We start from the raw sequence: 23,814 nt of genomic DNA, 5'->3' as shown, positions 1-23,814 counted from the left end.
CATATCGCCGCCGGGTAAACCCTGCGGACTAAAATCAAATGCGCAATGCCTGGCCGCCGGAAATCTGCGCCAACATGCGCTGGCTCATCCTGTCCAACTCGACCACTTCGCTGACGCCGCCGCTGGCGATCGCCTCGCGCGGCATGCCGAACACCACGCAGCTCGCCTCGTTCTGCGCCAGGGTATACGCCCCGGCGCGGTGCATCTCCAGCATCCCCGCCGCACCGTCGTTCCCCATGCCGGTGAGGATCACCCCCACTGCATTGCGGCCGGCATATTGCGCCACCGAACGGAACAGCACGTCGACAGACGGACGATGGCGGTTGACCGCCGGGCCGTCATGCAGCTTCACCTGATAGTTGGCGCCGCTGCGCGCCAGCTCCAGGTGGCGGTCCCCCGGTGCGATGTAGGCATGGCCCGGCAGCACGCGCTCGCCGTCCTCCGCTTCTTTCACCGTGATCTGGCACAGTTTGTTCAGCCGTTCGGCGAACGAACGGGTGAAACCGGGCGGCATGTGCTGGGTGATCAGCAGCGCCGGGCTGGTGGCCGGCAGCGGCTGCAGTACCTGGCGGATCGCTTCGGTACCGCCGGTGGAAGCGCCGATGGCGATCAATTTTTCACTGCTCAGCAGCGGCGCGTGGCTGAGGATCGCCGGCGCCGGGCTGTTGGAACGCTGCGGCAGGCGCGCTCTGGCGGCGGTGCGGATCTTCTCGGCAATCAGTTCGCTGTAGGCCAACATGCCCTCACGAATGCCGAGCTGCGGTTTGGTGACGAAATCCACCGCACCCAGCTCCAGCGCACGCAGCGTGATTTCCGAGCCTTTGCCGGTCAGCGAAGAGACCATCACCACCGGCATCGGCCGCAGGCGCATCAGCTTCTCGAGGAAATCCAGCCCGTCCATGCGCGGCATCTCGACGTCCAGCGTCAGCACCTGAGGATTAAATTTTTTGATCAGATCGCGCGCCACCAGCGGATCCGGCGCAGTCGCCACCATTTCCATGTCGGGATGGCCGTTCACGATTTCCGTCATCAGTTGACGCATCAGTGCCGAATCGTCTACGCATAACACTCTGATTTTACTCATTACCTCTCCTTGGTCAGCCCATACACGGTCTGCCCACGCAAGTAGAAATCCCGGCTGATCTGGCTGAAGTTCTCGGAGTGGCCAGCGAACATCAGCCCCCCCGGCTTAAGCAAGGGAACAAAGCGGCGCAGGATGCGCTCCTGCGTCGCCTTATCGAAATAGATCATGACGTTGCGGCAAAAAATGGCGTCGAATTGCCCCGGCAGCGCCCACTCTGGCGCCAGCAGGTTCAACGGCTGGAAGTTCACCCGCGCCGCCAGTTCCGGCCGCACGCGCACCAGCCCCTGATGCGGCCCGGTGCCACGCAGGAAATAGCGCTGCATTTGAGTCGGCGTCAGGGTGCGCAGATCTTCCTGGCGGTAAACGCCCGCTTCCGCTTTTTCCAGCACCTGCGTGTCGATGTCGCTGGCCCAGACCTGGCAACTGCCGGCCCGCTGGCCCAATGCATCGCTCAGCGTGATGGCGATCGAATACGGCTCTTCACCGGTCGAGGCCGCGGTGCTCCAGACGCTGTAGCCGTTCGGCCGCGAGCGCGCATGCTCCGCCAGGATCGGGAAGTGATGCGCCTCGCGGAAAAAGGCCGTCAGGTTGGTGGTCAACGCGTTGATGAACGCCTGCCACTCCGCGCTGTTCGGATCGCTTTCCAGCAGCGCCAAGTAGTCGCCGAAATCGTGCAATCCCAACAGCCGCAGCCGGCGCACCAGGCGGTTGTAAACCATCTCGCGCTTATGCTCCGCCAGCACGATGCCGGCGCGTTGATAAATCAACTGGCTGATACGGCGAAAATGCACGTCCGACAGCGGCAGACGCTGCACCATTTGCGTCAACATCGACGCTGTATCCCGGTTAGAAGTTGACGGCGCCTGTTTCATGCCGCTTCACCGGAGAAAAACGTGCTGCTTATGCGGTTTAACAATCTTGGGCTTCCTTTACCACGGGTGAAACTGCGTTGCTGCTGTTACCTGGCGCGACGAAGTTATCGTCCGCCAGACGGAATACCGCGACCGCGTCGGCCAGGGTAATGGCCTGCTCTTCCAGCGCGGTGGCGGCAGAAGCGGACTCTTCCACCAACGCGGCGTTCTGCTGGGTGACCTGATCCATCTGGGTCACCGCCTGCGTCACCTGCTCGATGCCGCGGCTCTGTTCATCCGACGCCGACGCGATCTCGCCCATGATGTCGGTCACGCGGGTCACCGAACGCACAATGTCCTGCATGGTGGCGCCGGAGTTTTCCACCAGCACCGAGCCGTGTTTGACGCGGCTGACCGATTCGTCGATCAGCCCCTTGATCTCTTTCGCCGCCTGCGCGCTGCGGCTCGCCAGGTTGCGCACTTCGCCGGCGACCACGGCGAAACCGCGCCCTTGTTCACCGGCGCGCGCCGCTTCCACCGCCGCATTGAGCGCCAGAATGTTGGTCTGGAAGGCGATGCCGTCAATCACGCTGGTGATGGCGCCGATTTTCTGCGAACTGTTGGCGATATCGTGCATGGTGGTGACCACATCGCCGGCCAGCTCGCCGCCCTTGGCCGCGGTGGCCGAGGCGTCACGCGCCAGCTGAGAGGCCTGCCGCGCATTGTCGGCGTTCTGTTTCACCGTCGCGGTCAGCTGTTCCATGCTGGCGGCGGTCTCTTCCAGCGAAGCGGCCTGCTGCTCGGTGCGGGAAGACAGATCGTTATTGCCTTCGGAGATTTCCTGCAGGCCGATCAGAATCGACTCCGCCCCGTCGCGCACCGCGCCGACGGTGCCGATCAGCGACTGCTGCGTGCGTTGCAGGCTGGCGAACAGCATGCTGATTTCATTGCGGCCGTACACCTGAATCGGCGTCGCCAAATCGCCGGCGGCGATGCGTTCAAAGTGGCTGCGGATTTGGTTCAACGGCTGTACCAACATGGTGCGCAACCACCACATGGCGCTGCCGGTCACCACGATCAGCATCAAGACCGCCCCCGCCAGCATCAGGCCCGCCAGCGTGAAGGAGAACTGGTTGGCGTCCCTGGCTTCGCTGATGTCGCCGTTGACCAACTGCAGGTACTGCACGAAGTCGGCCTCGAACAGGTCCTGGGTTTTCTGCGTCGGCTGATCCATAAACGCCTGCAGCTCGCCCTTTTCCAGGAAACCGATCAGTTCACGCAGCGCGCCGCGCAGCCGCTCGTAGCTGGCCTTGGTGGTGGCCGTCTGCTGGCTTTGCTGTTCACTGCTGCGTTCAACCGCCATGAACTGATTGAAATAGAGATCGGCCTTCTGCAGCGAACTGCGGGCGCTGCTCATCAGTTCGTTCACCTGCTCCTGCGGCAGCTTCAGCGCCGCGCGGGTGCCGGCGCGGTTCAGCGTATTGCGCGCCTGCAACAGCGACACCCAACTCAGGCTGAGCGAATCGCGCTGCTGGCTGCCGAGGGTGATGATGTCGAGGTTGTGGTTATCGGAGCGAAACGCGGAATACGACAGGCCGCTGCTGACCAACTGCAGAACGCAGAAGGTCATCAACAACAGGAATAAGCTGGTAGAGATACGGATTCGGTTAAACACTGTGAACCTCCTTGCAGCCGGCCGGCGACCGGCCTACGTAGGGAAAAGGGCCCCTGCGAGAGAGGCCCGATACCGGTCAGAACGTTTCCCAGTTATCCTGCAGATCGCTGGCGTTCATTTTCTTATGATTGATTACCGGTGTTACCGTCGCCTTGCTGGTGACAGGCGCTTTAAACTCTTCCTGGCCTTCCTGCCTCAGGCGGAATACCGCCACCGACTGGGTCAGCATGCTGGCCTGTTCTTCCAGCGCCGCCGCCGCCGAGGCGGATTCTTCCACCAACGAGGCGTTCTGCTGGGTGACGCGGTCCATTTCCGCTACCGCCTGGCCAACCTGATCGATACCGCGGCTCTGCTCGTCCGACGCCGAGGCGATTTCGCCCATGATGTCGGTCACGCGGGTGACGGCATTGACGATGTCGCCCATGGTTTCACCGGCGCTTTCGACCAGCACAGAGCCCATATCGACGCGGCTGACCGAATCTTCGATCAGACCTTTGATCTCTTTCGCCGCCTGCGCGCTGCGCTGCGCCAGGTTACGCACTTCACCGGCCACCACCGCGAAGCCGCGGCCCTGCTCGCCGGCACGCGCCGCTTCCACCGCGGCGTTCAACGCCAGGATGTTGGTCTGGAAGGCGATACCGTCGATCACGCCGGTGATATCGGCAATTTTCTGCGAGCTGCCGGCGATGTCATGCATGGTCTGCACCACGTTGGCCACGACCTTGCCGCCTTTCTGTGCGGTTTCGGAGGCGCTCAACGCCAGCTGTGAAGCCTGACGGGCGTTTTCGGCGTTCTGTTTCACCGTCGCGGTCAGCTGTTCCATGCTGGCGGCGGTTTCTTCCAGCGACGCGGCCTGCTGCTCGGTGCGGGAGGAGAGATCGTTGTTGCCCGCAGCGATTTCTGACGCGCCGCTGTAGATGGCGTCCGCGCCCTGACGTACGCCGCTGACGGTTTCAATCAGTTCGCCTTGCATGTGTTTCAGGCTGGCCGCCAGCACGCCCATTTCGTTGCGGCTGTTGACGACGATCTGCTGAGTCAGGTCGCCGGCGGCGATCTGTTTGATGTGATCGATCATGCGGTTCAGCGGGCGCACCAGGATGTGATGGATACCGGTCCAGACCAGCACGATCACCGCCAGCACCACCACCAGGATCACGATCAGCGTCCAGATGGCCGAGTTATAGGAGCTGTTGCTGCCGTCGACTGCGATCTGGTACAGCTTGCCGTTTTGCTCCAGGTAAACGTTGTAGCTCTGCTCAAAGTTGTCCTGGTAGCTCTGCGTAGGCTGATCGAAGAACGCGTTGATTTTGCCTTCGCCCAACAGTTGGATCAGCTCGGAGAGCGCGCCGTACAGCACATCGTACTGATGCTTGAGGCGCTCCGCCGCCTGAGGATCCTGGCGCGGATCCTGAGGGATTTTCTCGTACGCGGCGTAGTGTCTTTCCGCTTCGCCCAGCTCTTCTTTCGCCTTGGCCAGCAGTTCATCAATGGTGGCGCCGCTGCCGATCTTGTTGGTATCCATCATGTAGCGAATACCGGCACGGTTCAGGGAGTTGCGCGCCTGCAGCAGGTCAACGCGGCTTTCACTCAGCTGCAGCTGCTGCTGGCGGATAGTTTGCAGGACGGTAAAGTTTTCCTTATCGCTTTTCAGCGAGGAGAAAAAGAGTCCGCCCGAAATCAACTGCAAGGCGCCAAACAGCACCAACACCAGCAACAGGCTGGTGACCACCTTCATACGATTTAACATGATTTCCCTTGTTGAAGCCCGCGCAGACAGGCTCTGATGACGTTGAATGTGAGAGTTATCGGCGCCGCGCGGCAAAACTTTATGCGGGAAAGTAACTATTTTTAGTGGGGGTTACAGGTATGGTCTGCGGCATCGCGACAGGTCAGGAAGAGTGATGGATGAAGGGGGCAGCGCCCTGCCCCCTTGAGTCTTGGATCAGACGCTTTTCGCCACGCTGTCAACCAGCGACATCTCTTCGCTGCTCAGCAGCTTTTCGATATCCACCAGGATCAGCATGCGCTCGCCCAGCGAACCGAGGCCGGTCAGGTATTCAGTCGCCAGCGTCACCGCGAACTCCGGCGCCGGGCGAATCTGCTCGGCGGTCAATGACAGCACGTCGGAAACGCCGTCGACCACGATGCCCACCACGCGCTGGCCAAAGTTCAGTACGATCACCACGGTGTTCTCATCGTAAGACACGCTTTGCTGGGAGAATTTCACCCGCAGATCGATGATCGGGACGATCACGCCGCGCAGGTTAGTGACCCCCTTGATGAACGCCGGGGTGTTGGCGATGCGGGTCACCTGATCGTAGCCGCGAATTTCCTGCACCTTGAGGATATCGATGCCGTACTCCTCGTTGCCCAGGGTGAAAATCAGAAACTCTTGCCCTACCGTTTCGCCAGCCAATTTGCTGACGGCTGCCAATCCTGCCATATCATTCACCTTTTAAATCAATAAACTCATTATTATGCGGCGGCGTCCGTCAGACGCTTTTCACGGTTCAAGGTTTGCAACGCCGAGACATCGACGATCAAGGCCACGCTGCCGTCGCCCAAAATGGTCGCGGCGGAGATGCCCGGCACTTTGCGGTAGTTGCTTTCCAGATTCTTCACCACCACCTGATGCTGGCCGATCAGCTGATCCACCAGCAACGCATAGCGGCGGCCGGCACTTTGCAGGATGACGACGATGCCCTGCGTGGCGTCGGTTTTGGCGCCTTCCACTTCAAATACCCGATACAGTTCTACCAGCGGCAGGTATTCGCCGCGCACCTGCAGCACGCGTTCGCCGCCGGCCAACGGATGAAGATCTTCCGCCTGCGGCTGCAGCGATTCCATCACCGCGTTCAGCGGCAGAATGAAGACTTCGTCGTTCACTTTGACCGACATGCCGTCAAGGATCGCCAGCGTCAACGGCAGCAGGATGCGGATGGTGGTGCCCTTACCGGCCTGTGAACGGATCTCGACGTGGCCGCCCATCTCCTGAATATTCCGTTTCACCACGTCCATGCCGACGCCACGGCCGGAAACGTCGGTCACCTGCTCGGCGGTAGAGAAGCCCGGAGCAAAGATCAGCATGCCGACCTCTTCGTCGCTCATGCTGTCGCTCACCGCCAGCCCTTGCGACGCGGCCTTGGCGAGAATTTTTTCGCGGTTCAGGCCGGCGCCATCGTCGATGACCTCAATACAGATGTTGCCACCCTGATGTTCGGCCGACAGCACCAGATTGCCCACCGCCGATTTACCGGCGGCGATGCGGGTGGCCGGTTCTTCGATACCGTGATCGAGGCTGTTGCGCACCAGGTGCGTCAACGGGTCGATAATCCGTTCGATCAGGCTCTTGTCCAGTTCGGTGGAGCTGCCCTGCAGCGTCAGTTCCACCTGCTTGTTCAGCTTGCCGGCCAAATCGCGCACCAGGCGCGGGTAGCGGCTGAAGACATATTCCATCGGCATCATGCGGATCGACATGACCGACTCTTGAAGATCGCGCGCGTTACGCTCCAGCTGGCTCATGCTGTTCAGCAGATCGCCGTGGTTCACCGGATCCAGCGTGCCGGAGCGTTGCGCCAGCATCGACTGGGTGATCACCAGTTCGCCCACCAGGTTGATCAGCTGATCCACTTTTTCCACCGCCACGCGAATGCTGGTGGATTCGCTCGCCTTGGCGCGCGCTTTTGGCGCTTCCGCCGCTGCGGCGGCCGGTTTAGTGGCGGGCGGCACGGCGCTGGCGACCGGCGCTGGCGCAGGTTCCGGCACGGCGACCGCTTCCGGTAAGCTCGCTTCCACGGCGGCCGGTTCGCTTTGCGTCGGCGTCGAGAAGCTGATTTGTTCCGGTTCCAACACGAAGCACAGCACGGCGCTGATGTCGTCTTCGCTGGCGGAGGTGAGCAACGTCACGTCCAGACTGTGTTCCGTCTGATGCGGATCTTTAACCTCGCCGAGGTTGCCCAGCTCTTCCAACATCAAGGGGATTTCACTGGCTTTTAGCCCGTTCAGGCTGATGCGCATGCCGCCTTCGATCGCCGCCGGCGCGGCTGCGTGCTGAACAACGGGCTGCTGAACGGCCGGTTGAACCGCGGGCGCCTCCTGCTGCTGTTGCGCTTCCAACGCCAGCTGGCGCAGCGCCTGGCAAATGTATTCAAAGCTTTCGGCGTCAGGCTGTTGCGAGGTTTTATAGGCGTCCAGTTGCTCCTGCATAATGTCTTTGGTTTCCAGAAACAGGTTGATAATCTCGGTGCTCAGGCTCATTTCCTGGCGTCTTGCACCGTCCAGCAGGTTCTCCAGCAGGTGGGTAGTTTCCTGCAGCACCGAAAAGCCAAAGGTCGCCGCACCGCCCTTGATCGAGTGTGCCGCGCGGAAGATGGCGTTCAACGGCTCGATATCGGGGGCCAGCGGATCCAGCTCAAGCAGGTGTTGCTCCATGTCGGCCAGCAACTCGTCCGCCTCATCAAAGAAGGTCTGATAAAAATCGCTAATGTCCATGCTCACGGGGTCACCTCTGGCTGTGAGTCGCGGTTAGTCGGTGCGGGCGCAGCCGCCGATTGTTCCGGCGTTTGGCCGGCCGGGGCTATCGCCGGGGATGTCTGCGATTGGGCGGCAGGGTCCATCGCCGGCGGCGTCGCTTGATCGGTCGGCGTTACCGCCTGGGGTTCCGGCGTTTGGCTGGCCGGCGCAGTCGCCGACGGCGCCAGCTGCTTCAAGCTATCCGGCTGGGCGATATCCATCGCGTTGCTTTCGGCATTTTCGTGTTCGATGCCCTCTTGCGTTTGCTTGTTCAGCACCAGCACGGTGATACGACGGTTGATCGCATCATCGGCGCCGTGCTGTTTCAGGCTCATGGTGGCCGCCATGCCCACTACCCGCAGCACCTTGCCTTCCGCCAGGCCGCCGGCAATCAGCTCGCGTCGGGAGGCGTTGGCGCGATCGGCCGACAGTTCCCAGTTGCTGTAGCCGCGCTCGCCGGTGGCGTAAGGGATATCATCGGTGTGGCCGGACAGGCTGATCTTGTTCGGCAGGTCGTTGAGGATCGGCGCTATCGCCCGCAGAATATCGCGCATATAACTCTCGACCTGCGCGCTGCCGGTTTTGAACATCGGCCGGTTCTGGCTATCGATAATCTGAATGCGCAGCCCCTCATCCATCATGTTGATCAACAGATGCGGACGCAGCGCCTTCAGGCGCGGATCGGACTCAATCAACTCATCCAGCTTTTCGCGCAGCTTGTTCAGGCGCAGCTCTTCGGCGCGCGAGTCCGGCGAGTCGACCTGCTTTCTCACCAGGCCATGCTGTTGCGTCGGATCGTCGCCGCCGCCCGGGATTGGGCTGCTTTCGGAACTGCTCTTGTCGCCGCTGGTCAGGGCAACCTTGAGCGGCGTGCGGAAATATTCGGCGATTTGCGTCAGCTCCTGCGGGCTGGCGATCGCCAGCAGCCACATCACCAGGAAGAACGCCATCATCGCCGTCATAAAGTCGGCATAAGCGATCTTCCAGGAGCCGCCGTGATGGGCGGCATGATGCGACTTGCGCTTTCTGACCAGAACGACCGGATGATTCTGTTTCATGCTTCTTCTTCTTCCGTCGCCTGCTGCGCCGGCGCTTTCACGCGGCGCACGTGTTCTTCCAGCTCAACGAAAGAAGGACGTTCGGTGGTATACAGCGTTTTGCGGCCAAACTCGACCGCGATCTGCGGTGCGTATCCGTTCAGGCTCGACAGCAGCGTGACCTTGATGCACTGCATCATCTTGACGTTTTCGGCGCTCTTCTGGCGCAGCAACGTGGCCAGCGGCGAGATGAAGCCGTAGGCCAGCAGAATACCGAGGAAAGTACCAACCATGGCGTTAGCGATCAGCGCCCCCAGTTCCGCAGCCGGCCGATCGGCCGAAGCCAGGGCGTGTACCACCCCCATCACCGCCGCGACGATACCGAACGCAGGCAAGGAGTCACCCACCATCGCCAAACTGCCGGCGGGCACTTCGCTTTCCTGCTCGTAGGTTTCGATCTCTTCGTCCATCAGCGCTTCGATCTCGAACGCATTCATATTGCCGCTCACCATCAGCCGTAAATAGTCGGTAATGAACTCCACCAGGGTGTTATCGGCAAGGATGCGCGGATAATTAGAGAAAATTTCACTTTCTTGCGGATTATCGATATCGAACTCGAGCGACAGCATGCCTTGCTGACGAGATTTGGCCAGCAGGCGGAACAACAGCGCCATCAGATCCATGTACAGATCTTTGTTGTATTTGGAACGGCGCATCAGCCGCGGCAGCGCGCGCAGCGTGGCCTTGATCGCCTTGCCGTTGTTGCCGACGATGAAAGCGCCGACACCCGCCCCGCCGATAATCAGAAACTCCGCCGGTTGGTATAACGCACCGAGATGACCGCCCACGATCAGGTAGCCGCCAAACACCGCACCCAATACCACGAGATAACCCAAAATAACTAGCACACGCATTCCTTAAATTAACAATGTGGATGGAAGGTGGGGCAAACGCGCCCTGGCGCGACAGACCAGGCTGCGTGTCTGGGGGCGGCATGCCGCCCCTGCGTATCACACGTCGGTATTCATTGCCGAGAGCCGGCAACGTGGCGGCTCAAATGGCGCGTTTGACCTGCTCGTCCAGCAGTTGAGGAATAATATCGGCCAGTTGCGGCGAAAGTTTACGTCTTTTTACGGCGCGGGATGGAGGTTGGCATAAACTGCAGATGAAACCATTCAGCGGCTGATGCGCATGAGTGATAAATGCGCCGCCGCAGCAGCTGCAGGCGGAGAGCTGCAACATGCCGCTATCGACGAAACGCACCAGCGTCCAGGCACGGGTCAGCGCCAGCAGCGGCGCCTCGCCGGCCTGCTGCGGGCACTGTTCCAGGTAGAGGCGATAGGCTTTGATCACCGCCTCCACTCCGCTGCACTGCCCGCTTTTCATCAGAAACAGGTAGGCGTTGTAAAACATCGACGAGTGAATATTTTGTTCCCAGGTCATAAACCAGTCGGTTGAGAACGGTAACATTCCTTTTGGCGGCGGGCTGCCGCGTAACTCCTTGTAAAGTTTAATCAAGCGCCCACGGCTGAGCTGAGTTTCACTCTCCAGCATCTGCAGTCGGGCTCCCAGCGAAATCAGCTCCATAGCGAGCTGAATGTCCTTGGCTTCTTGAACGATACTTTTCTCAACCATCATCAGGCTCTTTTCTTCGTCGGGCTAGCGTCTTTACTCGATAGCTCTTGCAGTAAATGGCTTGATAGCAAAATGCCGGTATGGATTTGTTGCAGATCGTCGACGCGCGACTCTTTGGTCAGGCGTTCGATGGTCTGGCTTTCGTTAAAGCGGAAGTGGCAAACCAGCTGGTTGGTCTCGGCCAGTTTGACCATTTGCGGCAAAGTCAGCTGCGCCAGCGCATCGGCCATGGTTTCATCAATACCCAGGCGGAACATCGCGGACGCTTTTTCATCGTTGATCAAACGCTGTGCTAAAAGTAAATATGACAAATTGATGTCATAAATATGCTTAAGTAATTCAGACGTACCCATATTCCCCATCCCGACAGACTATGTTTAAAAACATACGCTGGGTGATAAATTTTATCGCCCGTGACTTGGGTTGTTTCCCAAAGTTGGCAAATTAATCTCTCAAAAACGACTGCTATAATTTTCTACAATCGCTAAATTCGACCACTGTTCAGTATTTGCTACGAGCGTAAACCTACGTGTATGGATGTACAGCATTCTGCTTCGATAGTGTTTAGTCACCATGAAACTATTTTTACAAATTTAATAAGATTATTCCTAAAGCAGCGCAACTCTACCCCCGAACCATTAGCACACACAATGTAAGTGAGAGGCAATTTTAAATACAATGTGACATAGATCACAAAAATAAAAAATAATTAAGCCAAATACCCCCAAATACGCTCACTTATTGACCGCCATTTTGTACACAAAACAACCATAGGTAAAAAAACGTCTTAAAAACAATGTTTATCCGCCAAAAAATTATCTTTTTTAGATCAATTCGAACAAAAGCATCACCAAACCAAAATAACAGAACAAAAATCTGTATATAGGCAACAAACTCAGTATAAATAACCAGTTGAGTTACTAAAAAATATCCAAGCTGAAAAATAACCAGTGTAAACTATAAGGTTATTAGCTATCGGATTTGACTTAAGCCCCCAGCCTGAGGCTGTTTTAATTTTCAACATCAGGTGATTATGGCTTATCAATGATTCGCGGGCGTAGTGAACAAGCTCACAGACGTAACGATATGTTTCCGTATTAGCACGATGCAAGAATACTTTTTTTGCGTTAAATTCCGCCAAAACGATATATCGGCAGCACGCCATAAAACTTTAATGCTTTTTATTTCTTTTTTGTCGTCGTGATAATTTCCCCTCATCCCCAGATGATTATTTACATGGCTTACGATTTCATCCCCTTATGGTCATAAAATAAAACGCAGTTTTGTTTTACTCTTCATATTTCTCCATAGAGAAAAACGGCGTTTTAACGTCAGCGGCGGCGAAAAACACCACCCAATGCCGCGGCTGGGTGAAAAAATCACTGCAGAATGAGGCCTGGCACGGCGGCGCGTGCTTGTGCACAGCAGCGACGACGACGCGTCTGCCGTCAGCCACCCTGAGACTTTCCCTATTTCTCCATTTATCAGCAGGATGAGATTGCTGACGGCGCACGGGCATATTATGATTTATCAAAGCGTCGCTACGGGCGGCGTGACATCATTACCCAGTGCAATTTATCTACTTGAAATGATTTTTGTCAGGTCGTACATCGCTACCTCGACGGCGTCGCCGTGAGCCGCCGATGTGTTATTCACCCGGCTTTAACTATTAACAGGCTATATTTTAATCATGACCGATACGCTCGAATATCTGCTGACATTCCGTAAATGCTCCTCTTTGGACAGCCTGGAGAAGGTGTACGACAAACTGAACTACTCCATTGAAAATGATACAGAAATGAGCAATATGTACCGCGCTGCCGACCACCGTCGCGCTGAGCTGGTTGCCGGTAAACTGTTCGATCTGGGCAAGGTGCCGAAAACGCTGTGGACGCAGGTGCTTTAATTCAGTGAAATTACGTGCGGCAACGGTTTTATCTTTTATTGCTATATAACCGGTGCAAATTCAGCTTTTATTGCCGCGCGTGATGCGAAACACATTTATTCCACCCGCCAGGTTCTACCCTTTATCCGACGCAAGACTTCCACCTAGGCCACCGATGCGGCAGCCTGAAACACGATGGATACAACAAGGAGTAGGATATGGGGTATCAAAACGTTCTGGTCACCGTTGCCGTTGCCCCTGACAGCCACCGTCTGGTGGAAAAGGCCGTCTCCATCGTCCGCCCTTACAGCGGCAGCATCACCTTGCTGAGCACGCTCGCCAACCCGGAAATGTACAATAATTTCGCCGGGCCAATGCTGGGCGATTTACGCACGTTGATGGAGGAGGAAACCCGGCTGTTTATGGAGGAACTGCGTCAACGCGCCGGTTACCCGATCGCCGATACGTTGATCGTGCACGGCGAGCTGGGTGATAGCCTGGAATACGCCAGCCGCCGTCAGCCGTTCGACCTGCTGCTCTGCGGCAACCATCGCGACGGCATGATGAATAAGGTCTCCTGTTCCGCCGCCCGCTTTATCAATATCAGCCATATCGACGTGCTGATCGTTCCGCTCTAAGGCTAAGCACATTCGGTAACGTTGCCTTGCCGCCCCTGGACTAGGCTTAACGAATCTTGTTTGTCGCAACGCAAAGGAGCTTTCGATGTCCCCTTCTCAACAGAACCGCCGCTTCCTGCTGGCTTCGCGTCCGCACGGCGAACCGACGGCGGCCAACTTCCGTCTCGATACCGTCCCCGCACCGCAGCCCGCCGCCGGGCAGCTGGTGCTGCGCACTGTTTATCTGTCGCTGGATCCTTATATGCGCGGGCGCATGAGCGATGCCCCCTCCTACGCGCCGCCGGTGGAGATCGGTCAGGTCATGGTGGGCGGTACGGTATCGCGCGTGGCGGCTTCACAGCATCCCGATTTCAACGTCGGCGATTGGGTGTTGGGTTATGACGGCTGGCAGGATTACGCCCTGTCTGACGGCAGCGGCCTGCGCAACCTAGGCCCGCACCTGCCGCATCCTTCCCGCCTGCTGGGCGTGCTGGGCATGCCGGGATTTACCGCTTACATGGGGTTGCTCGACATCGGCCAACCGCAGGCAGGTGAAACGCTGGTGGTCGCCGCCGCCAGCGGTGCGGTCGGTTCGGTGGTCGGCCAAATCGGGAAGCTGAAAGGCTGCCGCGTCGTCGGCGTCGCCGGCGGTGCGGAAAAATGCCGCTATGTGGTGGAAGAGTTGGGTTTCGACGCCTGTCTCGATCACCGCGCCCCTGACTTTGCCGAACAGCTGGCGGCCGCCTGCCCAAAAGGCATCGACATCTATTACGAAAACGTCGGTGGGGCGGTGTTCGACGCCGTGCTGCCGCTGTTGAACACCAAAGCACGCATTCCGGTGTGCGGCATCATCGCCCATTACAATGCCACCGGATTACCTGCGGGGCCGGACCGCTTGCCCCTGCTGGAAGGGCTGATCCTGCGCAAACGCATCCGCATGCAGGGCTTTATCATCTTCGACGACTACGGCTCACGCTTTGACGAATTCTTGCAACAAATGAGCAGTTGGGTCGAACAGGGGAAAATCAAGTTCCGCGAGGACATCGTTGATGGGCTGGAGCAGGCGCCGCAGGCGTTTATCGGCCTGCTGCAGGGCAAAAACTTCGGCAAACTGGTGATCCGCGTCGCCGACGAATAACCCGTAGCAGGGCGTGGTACACCACGCCCTGCTTTTAATGTACGGCGCCGTCGCCGAATCGCACATCTTCCTCTACCGTCAGCGTCACCTGTACGACCGTGCGCACCGCTTCCACCATCGTCGCCAGCGCCATGCTCGGCTTGCCCGGATGGGACGCCGCCAGTTCATGACTGTACGGAATATGTACGAATCCCCCCCTGACACTCACGTGCTGCGTCTCCAGATAGTGCCGCAGACCGTAAAAAATATGGTTGCAGTTATAGGTACCTGCCGTATAAGAGACCGCCGCCGGGATCCCCTGTCGGCGCAGCTGCTGCACTGCGGCCTTCACCGGCAACGTGCTAAAATACCCTACCGGCCCGCCCGCCACCACCGGTACGTCGATCGGCTGTTTACCGGCATTGTCGGGAATGCGGGCATCGATCAGATTGATGGCCACCCGTTCCAGCGAAATCTCGGCCCGGCCGCCGGCCAGGCCCAGACAAATCACCGCCAGCGGCTGCAGCGCCTCAATCGCCGCGATCAATTGCTGATTGGCCACGCCCAATACGCAGGGCAGCTCGAGCACCGCGATCTCCGCGCCGGCAATATGTTCACCGGCCAGCGCCTGCGCAATTTGCCAGGAAGGATTCACCGCATCGCCATCGAACGGCTCAATGCCGGTGACCAAGACTTTGTTCATCATTTCCCCTGATTGAAGGCTAAATTTGTGTGCTTTCAGCCTAAAGAACACAGTATGATTCTGGAAATGGATTATCTGTATATAGAGTATTCATAAAATGAATTTAGCCAGCGTCGATCTCAACTTGCTGGTGGTGTTTGAGGCGTTGTATCAAACGCGCAACGTCACCGCCGCAGGCCGGCGTCTTAACCGCGCTCAGCCCTCCGTCAGCAATGCATTGGCGCGGCTGCGCATTCTTCTCAACGATCCCCTGTTTGTGCGCAGCGGCGGCGGCATGTCACCCACGCCGCGCGCCCACCAATTGATGCCGCAAATACAGCAGGTGCTTGAACAGATCCATCTGGCGTTGGCCCCCCCTGCCCGTTTCGATCCGGCCACCGCCGGGCAGCGGCGTTTTACGCTGGCGGCCGGCGACTATGCCGATATCTTGCTGCTGCCCACCCTCATCAGCCGGTTGCGTCAGACCGCCCCCGGCATCGATATTCGCGTTTCGCGTCTGGATCGCCACAATATTTATCGGCAACTGGATCGCGGCGAGGTGGATATCGCGCTGGGAGGACATCTTTCCGGTGCGGAAAGCCACTATGTGCGCACGTTGTTTGAAGAGCACCTGGTGTGTATCGCCAGCCGTTCACACCCCCAGCTGGCGGATGGCCGCTGGGATCTGGCACGCTACCTCAGCCTGCCGCATGGGCTGTACGCACCGGCAGACGATGGCTCTGCCAGAGGGCTGGTCGACCGGCGTCTGGCGGAAATCGGCGGTCAGCGGCGAGTCGCCGTGACCTTTTCACATATTGCCGCTCTGCCGGCCGTGGTCGCCGACAGCGATCTGATCGCCACGCTGGCCGCCAGCGCGGCCCGGCATTTTTCCGATCCGCAACGCGTACGCATTCTCCCACTGCCTGACGAGTTGGCCATCGCGCCTTTCCCCATTGAGCTGATCGCCGGCCGGCAGGCGCAACGCGACCCGGCTTTAATCTGGCTCTGCGAGCTGGTAGGTCAACTCTCCTTCGACTCCTCTCCACGTTAACGACGGTATTCGCTGCATTTTCAACCGTTCAAACGCATGTTCCCAGGCCCGTCGGTGGGCCCTGGGACGCCCACCAAATAGGAATCATCCGAATTAACATTCGCCAAATTTATATATTTGATCATCTTTAACTGGCAAATGGTAAGGATAAAAAACAGTCAGCGACTTTTTTTACGTAAAAAAAGAGTTGTTTTATAAGCACGTTGACTTATGTGTTACACATTTATTCTTTGGTATTACCAATTTCCCAATAATTTGAGATAAAAAATGATCTGCTCGCATCTATATGTTTTAGATAATAAAAAACAAGATCGTGAGCAAGTTAACGAATTGAGCATTGATCCACAAGGCTATTTTGCAAATGCAGAGCTCTATTGTAGACTGCACAAATCGTGCCTTTGTGTAAACTTTGTTAAATCTTTCGTCAGTTCCTGTCTCTATTCGTGACAGATACGCCATCGGGATCGCGCGTCAATTCTCGTGCGGTAGCTATGCCTAAAGCGGGGAATAGTATGGATCGTCTTATCATTGCGCACACGCCCTTGCCCTCCCATCAGCTGTTGTTCAGAAGCCTTTCCGGCGAGGAAAAACTGGCCGGATTGTTCGAGTTCGACGTCGAGTTGCTCAGCCCCGACAATCGGCTCGATCTGAAAGCGCTGCTGGGACAAAAAATCACGCTGGAGCTGCGGGGTAATCCGTTGGCACCGCGTTATCTCAACGGCAATATCACGCGCATGACCCTCTCCGGCCGAGAAGCTGGCGGCAACCGTTACTATATCTACCGCGCCGTGCTGCGCCCCACGCTGTGGTATCTGACGCAAAACCGCGATTTTCGCATCCACCAGGAAAAAACCGTTCCCGACATCCTGACTCAGGTGCTGGGGCAGTATCAGGTGAAAATCGATAACCGCCTGAGTTACGACTACCGCATCTGGGGATACTGCGTGCAGTATCAGGAGAGCGATTTCGATTTCATCAGCCGTCTGATGGAACACGAAGGCATCTATTATTATTTCACGCACCAGCAAGACGGCCATACGCTGGTGCTGGCTGACGCGCCGGCGGCCCATCAGGAACTCGCCGGCTACGCCAGCATTCCCTACCAGCTCGCGGAAGGCGGCCTGGTGGAAAACAAGGACAGCATCAATAGCTGGAGCGTTTCTGACGCCATCACGCCCAGCCTCTATAGCCTGGATGACTACGATTTTCGTAAGCCACGCGCGCGGTTGCTGGAGGCCCGGCAGAATCCCGCCTCGTTCGCGCAGGACAAAGCCGAGGTGTTCGACTGGCCCGGTCGCTATACCGATCACTCCCACGGCCAGTTTTACGTCAAGGTTCGCCAACAGGAGTTCGAAGCGCAGCACGAGCAGATGAGCGGCGAAGGCAATTCGCAGGGCATTGCGCCCGGCTACCGTTTTCAACTGACCCAGGCGCCGCGTATGGAAGACAACCGCGCCTACCTGGTGGTCAGCGCGCAGTACTTCATGCAGGAAAACAGCTACGCCAGCAACGATAATGATGTTGGCGAGCAGCGAACCGAATTTCAGGTCGTTCCGGCGGACATCAATTGGCGCCCGGCGCGCACCACACCTTGGCCGAAAACCCACGGCCCGCAAACTGCCGAAGTAGTGGGCCCGGAAGGCGAAAGCATCTGGACCGATAAATATGGCCGGGTGAAACTCAAATTCCGTTGGGATCGCCACGGCAGCGGCAATGAAACCAGTTCCTGTTGGGTGCGCGTCTCGAGCGCCTGGGCCGGCTGGAAATACGGTGGGATCCAGATCCCGCGCGTGGGTGAGGAAGTGGTGGTCGACTTTATCAACGGCGATCCGGATCGCCCTATCATCACCGGCCGCGTTTACAACGAAGACAGCATGCCGCCGTGGGATCTGCCCGGCGACGCCACTAAAATGGGCTTTATGAGCCGCAGTAAAGGCGGCGGCGCCGACAACGCCAGCTTCCTGTTCCTGGAAGACTCGCCCGGCAACGAATCGTTCGACATGCATGCCGAACGCAACATGAACATGACGGTGGAAAACGACAAGAACGTCAATATTGACGGCAGTCGCACCACCACCATCGGGCGCCAGCAGGACGACACCGTCACCGGCGACGCCACGTTCCTGTACAAAGCGAAACGCACGACGACCGTCAATGGGCTGGACACCGCCAACCTGAACGCTCACCAGACGGTGAACATCAAAGGCGGCCGCGACCTGACGATTATCGACGGCGGCGATAAAATCGACATCACCGGCAATCAGTCTTTCAAGCTTGACGGCGCGCAGACGCAAAACATTACGCAAACCCAGCATGTCACGGTGAAAGGCAACCAGACCCTCGACATTACCGAAGGGCAACAGACCAGCACCATCAAGCAGGGGCAGACCGTCAACATCACCGCCGGCGGTCAGCACACCACCATTACTGCCGGCGGGCAAGTCCTGACGATTGAAGCGGGCGGCCAGACCGCTACCGTGAGCGGGGATGTCACCGAAACCTATAATAATAACCAGAACACGACGATCACCGGCACGCTGACCATCAAGGCGAAAACCATTGATATCACCAGTGCGGACGGCGTCTCGGTACAAACGCCGAACTGGAAAGATAACTGCCACGGCTGGAAATGGGTGGCGACCGGGGCCAATTTTGCCTTCTACGGCTCCAATCTTTCGTTGACGGCGACCAGCCTTAAACACACGATGCTGGATATCTCGCATAACCCGCTGTCGATCAGCAAAACCAATTTCAAGCTCAGTAATGATCCCATGACGTTCACTCAGCTTGGCGCGCTGGTCACCAACGGCGCCTTACGGCTGAGCACCAAGGCGCTGGCGATCTTCTTGTAAAGGGACTCCCATGTCGAAGGCCAAAAATGTTTTCACCGTTATCGGGTTGATTTTATTGGCTCCCATCCTCAGTCTGGTGGGTTTTTTCAAATTCATCACGGTCGATATCTGGGGTTATTTCAAACATATCGGTTCTTCCCTCAGCGTGATGGAGAACGGTATTTCCGCTTCCGGGCAAATCGTCAGCATTCGCCAGACCAACCTGTGGGACGGAAATCGGCCGGTCTGCGAAGTCGAAGTCAAGTACATCGCCCAAGACGGGAAAAACCATACGGCCGTGGCGAAAGGCCCGATCAGCGTCGTGGATCTGCCGCGTTATCAACCGGGCCATTTCACCGCGATAAAGTACGACCCGAAGAACCCCAAAAAAGCGGTGATCGAAGAGCTTTCCCGGCTTTAAGCGAAAAGGATCCCTCAATCACGCGATCCGATTTCAACGTTCTGCAAACGGCTTATCGTTCATCAGTTCGCTAAATCACCTTGCATAAGGAAGTGTCACGATGGGCGCGTTCATTGCCTTTTCGACGCAGGACAGCCTCTGGGGACAGATCCTGTTTACCGTCTTTGGCATCCTGGTCGGCTGCGTATTGCTCGCTGCGATCGGCAAAACCTTTTTGTCGGCAAGCCGAGCGGCCGCCTTACCCATGCGGTTGCTGATCTTTGTCGCGCTGATGCTAGCGCTCCTGAAATACAATCAGCAGGTGATGTCTGCGGTGAATGCTCCCGCAGAGCTGATCGGGTTCCTGATTTTGCCCGGTTTTTTGATGCGTTACCTCGGTGCGGCGACACCCGGCAGACTGACGCTGGCGATAGAGTTGCCCTGTTTTGCGGCGCTCGTCGCGCTGCTGGTTCTGAGCACCGCTGGCGTCGGATTTTTTGCGCCCTATCACCTGGAGAGCACCGGCCAATTTACCGCCAAGGCGATCGCCGCGTCATTGTCCGTCGCCGCCGTGCTGCTGGCTCGCGGAATAAACGGGAAGGACAACGCACTGTCCTCTTGATCATCCATTTCGAAGTGGGACTCTCCCCGCATTAGCGATCGGCGCTGAACGCCGCATCGTTTTCTTCATCTGTTGTGACATAGCCTGATATCTATTAAACCGAAAAACGGATTGTTTTTGAGCAAGCAGCCTGGCTGCCAGCTGATATCCACAGGAAGCTTTACACACACAATGAAAGTCGTAAAACCTCTGCGCCTCAGCGCGCTTCATCGCCCCTTCTCTTGGCAAGGGCAAAATCATCTGGGCGTTTCCGTTTTGGCCTTGGCCGACATGGGGGCCTCCCCGCGTCTGCGCCCCGAACCGGAACTGTGGCAGTTGGCCGCCGACGAACTTACGTTAAGTGGCGGCGTGCTCGATCTGGCTATCCCAAAAGCCTGTGCGGAGTTTCTCGCCACTGGCAACGCCTACACCCACCATCAACAAGACAAAACCGCCTGCGCCGTGAAGATCCAGTTTGATTCGCTGGAGAAAACGCTGGTGGTTTTCGGCGATCGCCATTGGATCAACGATCGTCCCTCCACGCCTCTACCCTTTGCAGAAATGCGTCTGGACTGGCGCCGGGCTTACGGCGGTACTCAGTTCGCCGATAATCCGCACGGCATCGGCGCCACTCCCGAAACATTTCCGCAGGGCCGCATCCATCGCCTACCCAATGTTGAACCGCTGCAGGGACGCCTTGCGTCTCCTCGGCAAAGCGCCCAGCCGGCAAGCTTTGACGCGCTGGATATCACCTGGCCGCGTCGCTTCTCCCGCATCGGTAAAAACTACGACGCCGACTGGTTGAAGCACGGCTTTCCCGGCTTCGCCAACGATATCGACTGGCGCCTGTTCAACATGGCAGAAAGCGATCAGCAGTTTCCTCAACGTGATAGCTTGCCGCCGCGGGCTGCCTATCGGATTTGGAATATGCACCCTTCAGAACCGGTGCAGCAAGGGCATTTACCGCCGTGGCGCGCGCGCTGCTTCATCAACCGACTGCGCGGCGGTGAAACGCATTTCGAAGAGATCGCGATGCGCCATACCACCGTCTGGTTCTTCCCGCATCGGGAACAGATGCTGTTGATCTATCAGGGTAGCGCGCGCATCAATGAGGACGATGCCGCCGACGTGATGCAACTGATGCCAGCCCTGGAAACCGAAGGGGAGCCCCGTTCCACCGCGCATTATCGGCAGGTGTTGGCCCAGCGGCTGGATAAAGAACAGGGTGCTTTGCACGCTTTTCGCGAACAAGAATTGCTGCCGGAGGCGTGCATCGGTGCCTGGCTGGATACGGAAACGCCGACGCAGCAAAGCCCAATGGCGGAAAATATCGCCGCCTACGAGCACCAGCAGCGCGAAGAGCATCGCCAGCGCCTGCTGCGTGAAGGCCAGGACATCGATGAACTGTTCCCGCTACCGTCGCAAGAAGCGCCGCCGAAGCTGGACCAACTCGCCGAATTCGTCGAGCGTCTGGAAAGCCAGGCCGAGGTGCAGTATCAGGACATGCTCAAGCTGGCGCACGCCGAGGGTATCGACCCGCTTAACCCCGGAGGGGATCACGTGTCGCCCTCCGGTGCGGAAAGCTACCAGCAGCAGCGCGATCTGCTGTTCCAGGAGGCGCGCCAGCATCCCGACGCGTTCAGCGAGAAGCAGCTGGGGGAAAGCGAGCGCGCGCTGCACCAAATGTATTTAATGTCAGCGCAGGCGCAAAGCCCTGCACTGCGCTTAAGTGGCGATCTGGCGCAAATCATTCGCCAACGCGTCGCCGCCGCCATGCTGCGCGATAAAGATCTCAGCGGCCTTGATCTCACCGGCGCCGATCTGTCCGGCATGGATCTCTGCCAGGCTAACTTACGCGGCGCGTTATTGGAAAACGCCAATCTACGCCAAACCCGACTGGTGGGTTGCGATCTTCGCGAGGCGATGTTGGCGCGCGCCGATCTCAGCGGCGCCGTCTTGCAGCAGGCCGATCTGAGCCACGCCTCTTTGGCCCTGGCGAAATGCGAAGCGACAGATTTCGGCGGCGCGCAGCTGCATGAGACCAATATTCAGCAAACGTTGTTTCAACGCTGCGATTTCACGATGGCGTCATTACGCGATTTGCTGGGATACGAAACCTTGCTCGGACAATGTGATTTCAGCCGCGCCACGCTGGCCAACATTACCCTGATGGAACTGCAGCTGGAGCAGCTGACATTCAGCCACGCCCGGCTCGACAAAGTCAGCTTCGTCAAATGCCGGTTGCTGGCGGTGAACTTCAGTCAGGCGCGGCTGGAAAGTTGCGCCTGGGTTGACACCGAGACGCAAAGCCTCAGCTTCCACGCCGCACGTCTCACGGCCTGCGCCTTTGCAGCGAAGACACTGTTGCCGCAGGCGGATTTCAGCGACGCGACGCTAAACCAGTGCAATTTACGCCAGATGCCGTTGCAGCGGGCCAATTTTAGCCGTGCGCGTCTCAATAATTGCGATCTGTCGGAAACCCGATTGAACGAGGCCGATTTCCGCCAGGCCAACGGCAGTGGCAGCCTGTTCATCCGCAGCGATTTGTCTCGCGCCAGCCTGCGCGATGCCAATTTCATTGCGGCTATCCTGCAAAAATGCGTGCTGTCAGGCGCCGACCTGCAGGGCGCCAATCTGTTCCGGGCTGACCTGTCGCAGTCGCAAGTGGATCAGGCAACCCGGCTAGAGAGAGCCTATACCGCCAGGGTGAAAACATTGCCTCGCCACAACGGGAAGGAAGTATGACCTCAAAACCAGAGCAGATACGCCAGCGCGTAAAACGCGGCGAGCCGATCGCCGGAGAGGACTTGCACGGTCTGTCATTCGCCGGTCTGGATTTGGCCGGCGGCATGTTCAACGAACTGAACCTGAACGGCGTGAACTTCTCTGACTGCGATCTGCGCGACAGCGTTTTCAGCGATTGCCAGCTCGAACACGCACAATTTACGCGGGCGGATCTGAAGCAAACGGCCTTCAATCAGTGCGCCATGTCGGCCAGCCGCTTCAGCGAGAGCCATATCGAACTGACGATGTTCAACGATTGTCGGCTTGAACAGAGCGACTTCAGCCGGCTGTCGCTCAACCAAAGTCACTGGATGTCGTGCCAATTGGCCGGCGCGAATTTTTCCGCCACTCAGCACGATCGCACTACCTTTTACGAAAGCCCGCTCGACGGCGCCATGTTGAATCAGGCGCGCTTATGCCTTGTCACGTTCTTTCGATTAAATCTCTGTAAAACGCAGTTTGAAGGCGTGAACTTCGACCGCGTCACGTTTTTCGAATGTGACCACCGCGGCAAAAGTTACGCCGGGCAGAGCCTGATCGCCTGCCAGTTTACCGATAACCAATTGGACGACGTCGACTTCAGCCAGGCGACGCTGCGCCAGAGCAATTTCAAGGGCGCTTCGCTGCGGCGCGCCAACCTGACCAGCGTACAGGCGCAGCAGTCGCTGTGGCTGGAGGCCAATCTGACTCAGGCGCAGTGTCGCGGCGGGCAGTTCGATCAGGCGATCTTCAGCGAAGCGACGTTGGATGCCGCCAACTTCAGCCAGGCGCGCCTGTATCAATGCGTATTTCAGCACAGCCGATCGGCGCGTTGTGATTTCAGCGACAGCGACCTGACCTACGCCGACTTCTGTTATGCCGACATTGGCGCCGCCGATTTCCGGCGCGCGCGCTTTATGCGCACCCGTATGCATCGCGCCCACCAGCAGCAAACGCGCTGGAGCGATCGCAGCGGGATCCTCGAGAGCGACGAAGAGCTGTACGCCGCCGAAACCTGGAGCGCACAGCGCCAGAGCCGAATCTGAATGCATTGACCACTTCACGAGGGGATC

The 23,814-nt window shown here is 58.0% G+C and carries 20 protein-coding genes; 9 read left to right on the top strand and 11 right to left on the bottom strand.

Features of this window, described 5'->3' with window-relative positions; all coding sequences use genetic code 11:
• Positions 1 to 34: 34 nt before the first annotated feature.
• The 10 genes from ACJ8HA_RS03030 to flhD all read right to left on the bottom strand — a co-directional run bounded on the left by ACJ8HA_RS03030 (position 35) and on the right by flhD (position 11,147).
• Positions 35 to 1,084, bottom strand: coding sequence for a protein-glutamate methylesterase/protein-glutamine glutaminase (locus tag ACJ8HA_RS03030; RefSeq protein ID WP_025303269.1), 1,050 nt, complete (start codon positions 1,082 to 1,084; stop codon positions 35 to 37).
• Positions 1,084 to 1,956 carry a protein-glutamate O-methyltransferase CheR gene (gene cheR / locus ACJ8HA_RS03025; RefSeq protein ID WP_025159837.1) on the bottom strand — a complete coding sequence of 291 codons (873 nt, stop codon included), beginning with the start codon at positions 1,954 to 1,956 and terminating at the stop codon, positions 1,084 to 1,086. The genes ACJ8HA_RS03030 and cheR overlap by 1 nt, the downstream gene beginning before the upstream one ends.
• A 37-nt stretch (positions 1,957 to 1,993) precedes the next feature.
• Complete coding sequence (locus tag ACJ8HA_RS03020) at positions 1,994 to 3,610, bottom strand: methyl-accepting chemotaxis protein (RefSeq protein WP_049209059.1); 1,617 nt, start codon at positions 3,608 to 3,610, stop codon at positions 1,994 to 1,996.
• 76 nt (positions 3,611 to 3,686) lie between these two features.
• On the bottom strand, positions 3,687 to 5,357 hold the full coding sequence (gene tsr, locus ACJ8HA_RS03015) for a methyl-accepting chemotaxis protein (protein WP_043138649.1): 1,671 nt from the start codon (positions 5,355 to 5,357) through the stop codon (positions 3,687 to 3,689).
• A gap of 195 nt (positions 5,358 to 5,552) precedes the next feature.
• A complete protein-coding gene (gene cheW / locus ACJ8HA_RS03010; protein WP_025303271.1) occupies positions 5,553 to 6,053 on the bottom strand; it encodes a chemotaxis protein CheW in 501 nt (166 codons plus the stop codon).
• Between the two features lie 32 nt (positions 6,054 to 6,085).
• Entirely contained in the window at positions 6,086 to 8,107 is a 2,022-nt protein-coding gene (cheA, locus tag ACJ8HA_RS03005; protein ID WP_049206033.1) for a chemotaxis protein CheA, read from the bottom strand.
• Positions 8,104 to 9,180, bottom strand: a complete 1,077-nt coding sequence (gene motB / locus ACJ8HA_RS03000; RefSeq protein WP_043138656.1) for a flagellar motor protein MotB — start codon at positions 9,178 to 9,180, stop codon at positions 8,104 to 8,106. Before motB ends, cheA begins: the two co-directional genes overlap by 4 nt.
• Positions 9,177 to 10,067 (bottom strand): flagellar motor stator protein MotA, encoded by an 891-nt coding sequence (gene motA, locus ACJ8HA_RS02995; RefSeq protein WP_015378266.1) that lies wholly within the window; start codon positions 10,065 to 10,067, stop codon positions 9,177 to 9,179. The genes motB and motA overlap by 4 nt, the downstream gene beginning before the upstream one ends.
• 145 nt (positions 10,068 to 10,212) lie before the next feature.
• The gene (gene flhC, locus ACJ8HA_RS02990) at positions 10,213 to 10,797 is read right to left on the bottom strand and encodes a flagellar transcriptional regulator FlhC (RefSeq protein WP_016927281.1); all 585 of its coding nucleotides are present in this window, start codon (positions 10,795 to 10,797) and stop codon (positions 10,213 to 10,215) included.
• The gene (gene flhD, locus ACJ8HA_RS02985; RefSeq protein WP_004934891.1) at positions 10,797 to 11,147 is read right to left on the bottom strand and encodes a flagellar transcriptional regulator FlhD; all 351 of its coding nucleotides are present in this window, start codon (positions 11,145 to 11,147) and stop codon (positions 10,797 to 10,799) included. The genes flhC and flhD overlap by 1 nt, the downstream gene beginning before the upstream one ends.
• A 1,337-nt stretch (positions 11,148 to 12,484) precedes the next feature.
• On the opposite strand from flhD, the gene ydgT reads away from it, so the two are divergent.
• The 3 genes from ydgT (at position 12,485) to ACJ8HA_RS02970 (ending at position 14,434) form a co-directional block, all read left to right on the top strand.
• Positions 12,485 to 12,700: a transcription modulator YdgT gene (gene ydgT, locus ACJ8HA_RS02980; RefSeq protein ID WP_025303274.1), complete on the top strand. Its 216-nt coding sequence runs from the start codon at positions 12,485 to 12,487 to the stop codon at positions 12,698 to 12,700.
• A gap of 197 nt (positions 12,701 to 12,897) precedes the next feature.
• Complete coding sequence (uspC, locus tag ACJ8HA_RS02975; RefSeq protein WP_025303275.1) at positions 12,898 to 13,317, top strand: universal stress protein UspC; 420 nt, start codon at positions 12,898 to 12,900, stop codon at positions 13,315 to 13,317.
• 85 nt (positions 13,318 to 13,402) lie between these two features.
• Positions 13,403 to 14,434 (top strand): NADP-dependent oxidoreductase, encoded by a 1,032-nt coding sequence (locus tag ACJ8HA_RS02970; RefSeq protein WP_025303276.1) that lies wholly within the window; start codon positions 13,403 to 13,405, stop codon positions 14,432 to 14,434.
• 34 nt (positions 14,435 to 14,468) lie between these two features.
• On the opposite strand, the gene pcp is transcribed toward ACJ8HA_RS02970, so the two are convergent.
• On the bottom strand, positions 14,469 to 15,116 hold the full coding sequence (gene pcp, locus ACJ8HA_RS02965) for a pyroglutamyl-peptidase I (protein WP_025303277.1): 648 nt from the start codon (positions 15,114 to 15,116) through the stop codon (positions 14,469 to 14,471).
• A 97-nt stretch (positions 15,117 to 15,213) separates the two neighbouring features.
• On the opposite strand from pcp, the gene ACJ8HA_RS02960 reads away from it, so the two are divergent.
• From ACJ8HA_RS02960 to ACJ8HA_RS02935, 6 genes are all read left to right on the top strand, one after another.
• Positions 15,214 to 16,146 (top strand): LysR family transcriptional regulator, encoded by a 933-nt coding sequence (locus tag ACJ8HA_RS02960; RefSeq protein ID WP_025303278.1) that lies wholly within the window; start codon positions 15,214 to 15,216, stop codon positions 16,144 to 16,146.
• A 512-nt stretch (positions 16,147 to 16,658) separates the two neighbouring features.
• A complete protein-coding gene (locus tag ACJ8HA_RS02955; RefSeq protein WP_368907548.1) occupies positions 16,659 to 18,998 on the top strand; it encodes a type VI secretion system Vgr family protein in 2,340 nt (779 codons plus the stop codon).
• A 10-nt stretch (positions 18,999 to 19,008) separates the two neighbouring features.
• Positions 19,009 to 19,398 carry a DUF3592 domain-containing protein gene (locus ACJ8HA_RS02950; RefSeq protein ID WP_025303280.1) on the top strand — a complete coding sequence of 130 codons (390 nt, stop codon included), beginning with the start codon at positions 19,009 to 19,011 and terminating at the stop codon, positions 19,396 to 19,398.
• A gap of 100 nt (positions 19,399 to 19,498) precedes the next feature.
• Positions 19,499 to 19,999 carry a hypothetical protein gene (locus tag ACJ8HA_RS02945; RefSeq protein ID WP_025303281.1) on the top strand — a complete coding sequence of 167 codons (501 nt, stop codon included), beginning with the start codon at positions 19,499 to 19,501 and terminating at the stop codon, positions 19,997 to 19,999.
• A gap of 171 nt (positions 20,000 to 20,170) precedes the next feature.
• On the top strand, positions 20,171 to 22,723 hold the full coding sequence (locus tag ACJ8HA_RS02940; RefSeq protein ID WP_060433391.1) for a DUF2169 family type VI secretion system accessory protein: 2,553 nt from the start codon (positions 20,171 to 20,173) through the stop codon (positions 22,721 to 22,723).
• Entirely contained in the window at positions 22,720 to 23,787 is a 1,068-nt protein-coding gene (locus ACJ8HA_RS02935; RefSeq protein ID WP_043138675.1) for a pentapeptide repeat-containing protein, read from the top strand. Before ACJ8HA_RS02940 ends, ACJ8HA_RS02935 begins: the two co-directional genes overlap by 4 nt.
• Positions 23,788 to 23,814: the final 27 nt, after the last annotated feature.

It is taken from the genome of Serratia sp. CY33802 (assembly GCF_052169095.1).
In the GTDB taxonomy this organism is placed as follows: Bacteria; Pseudomonadota; Gammaproteobacteria; order Enterobacterales; family Enterobacteriaceae; genus Serratia; species Serratia bockelmannii.
Note: the sequence above shows the minus strand (reverse complement) of the source record. Positions and strands in the feature narration are given on the sequence as shown.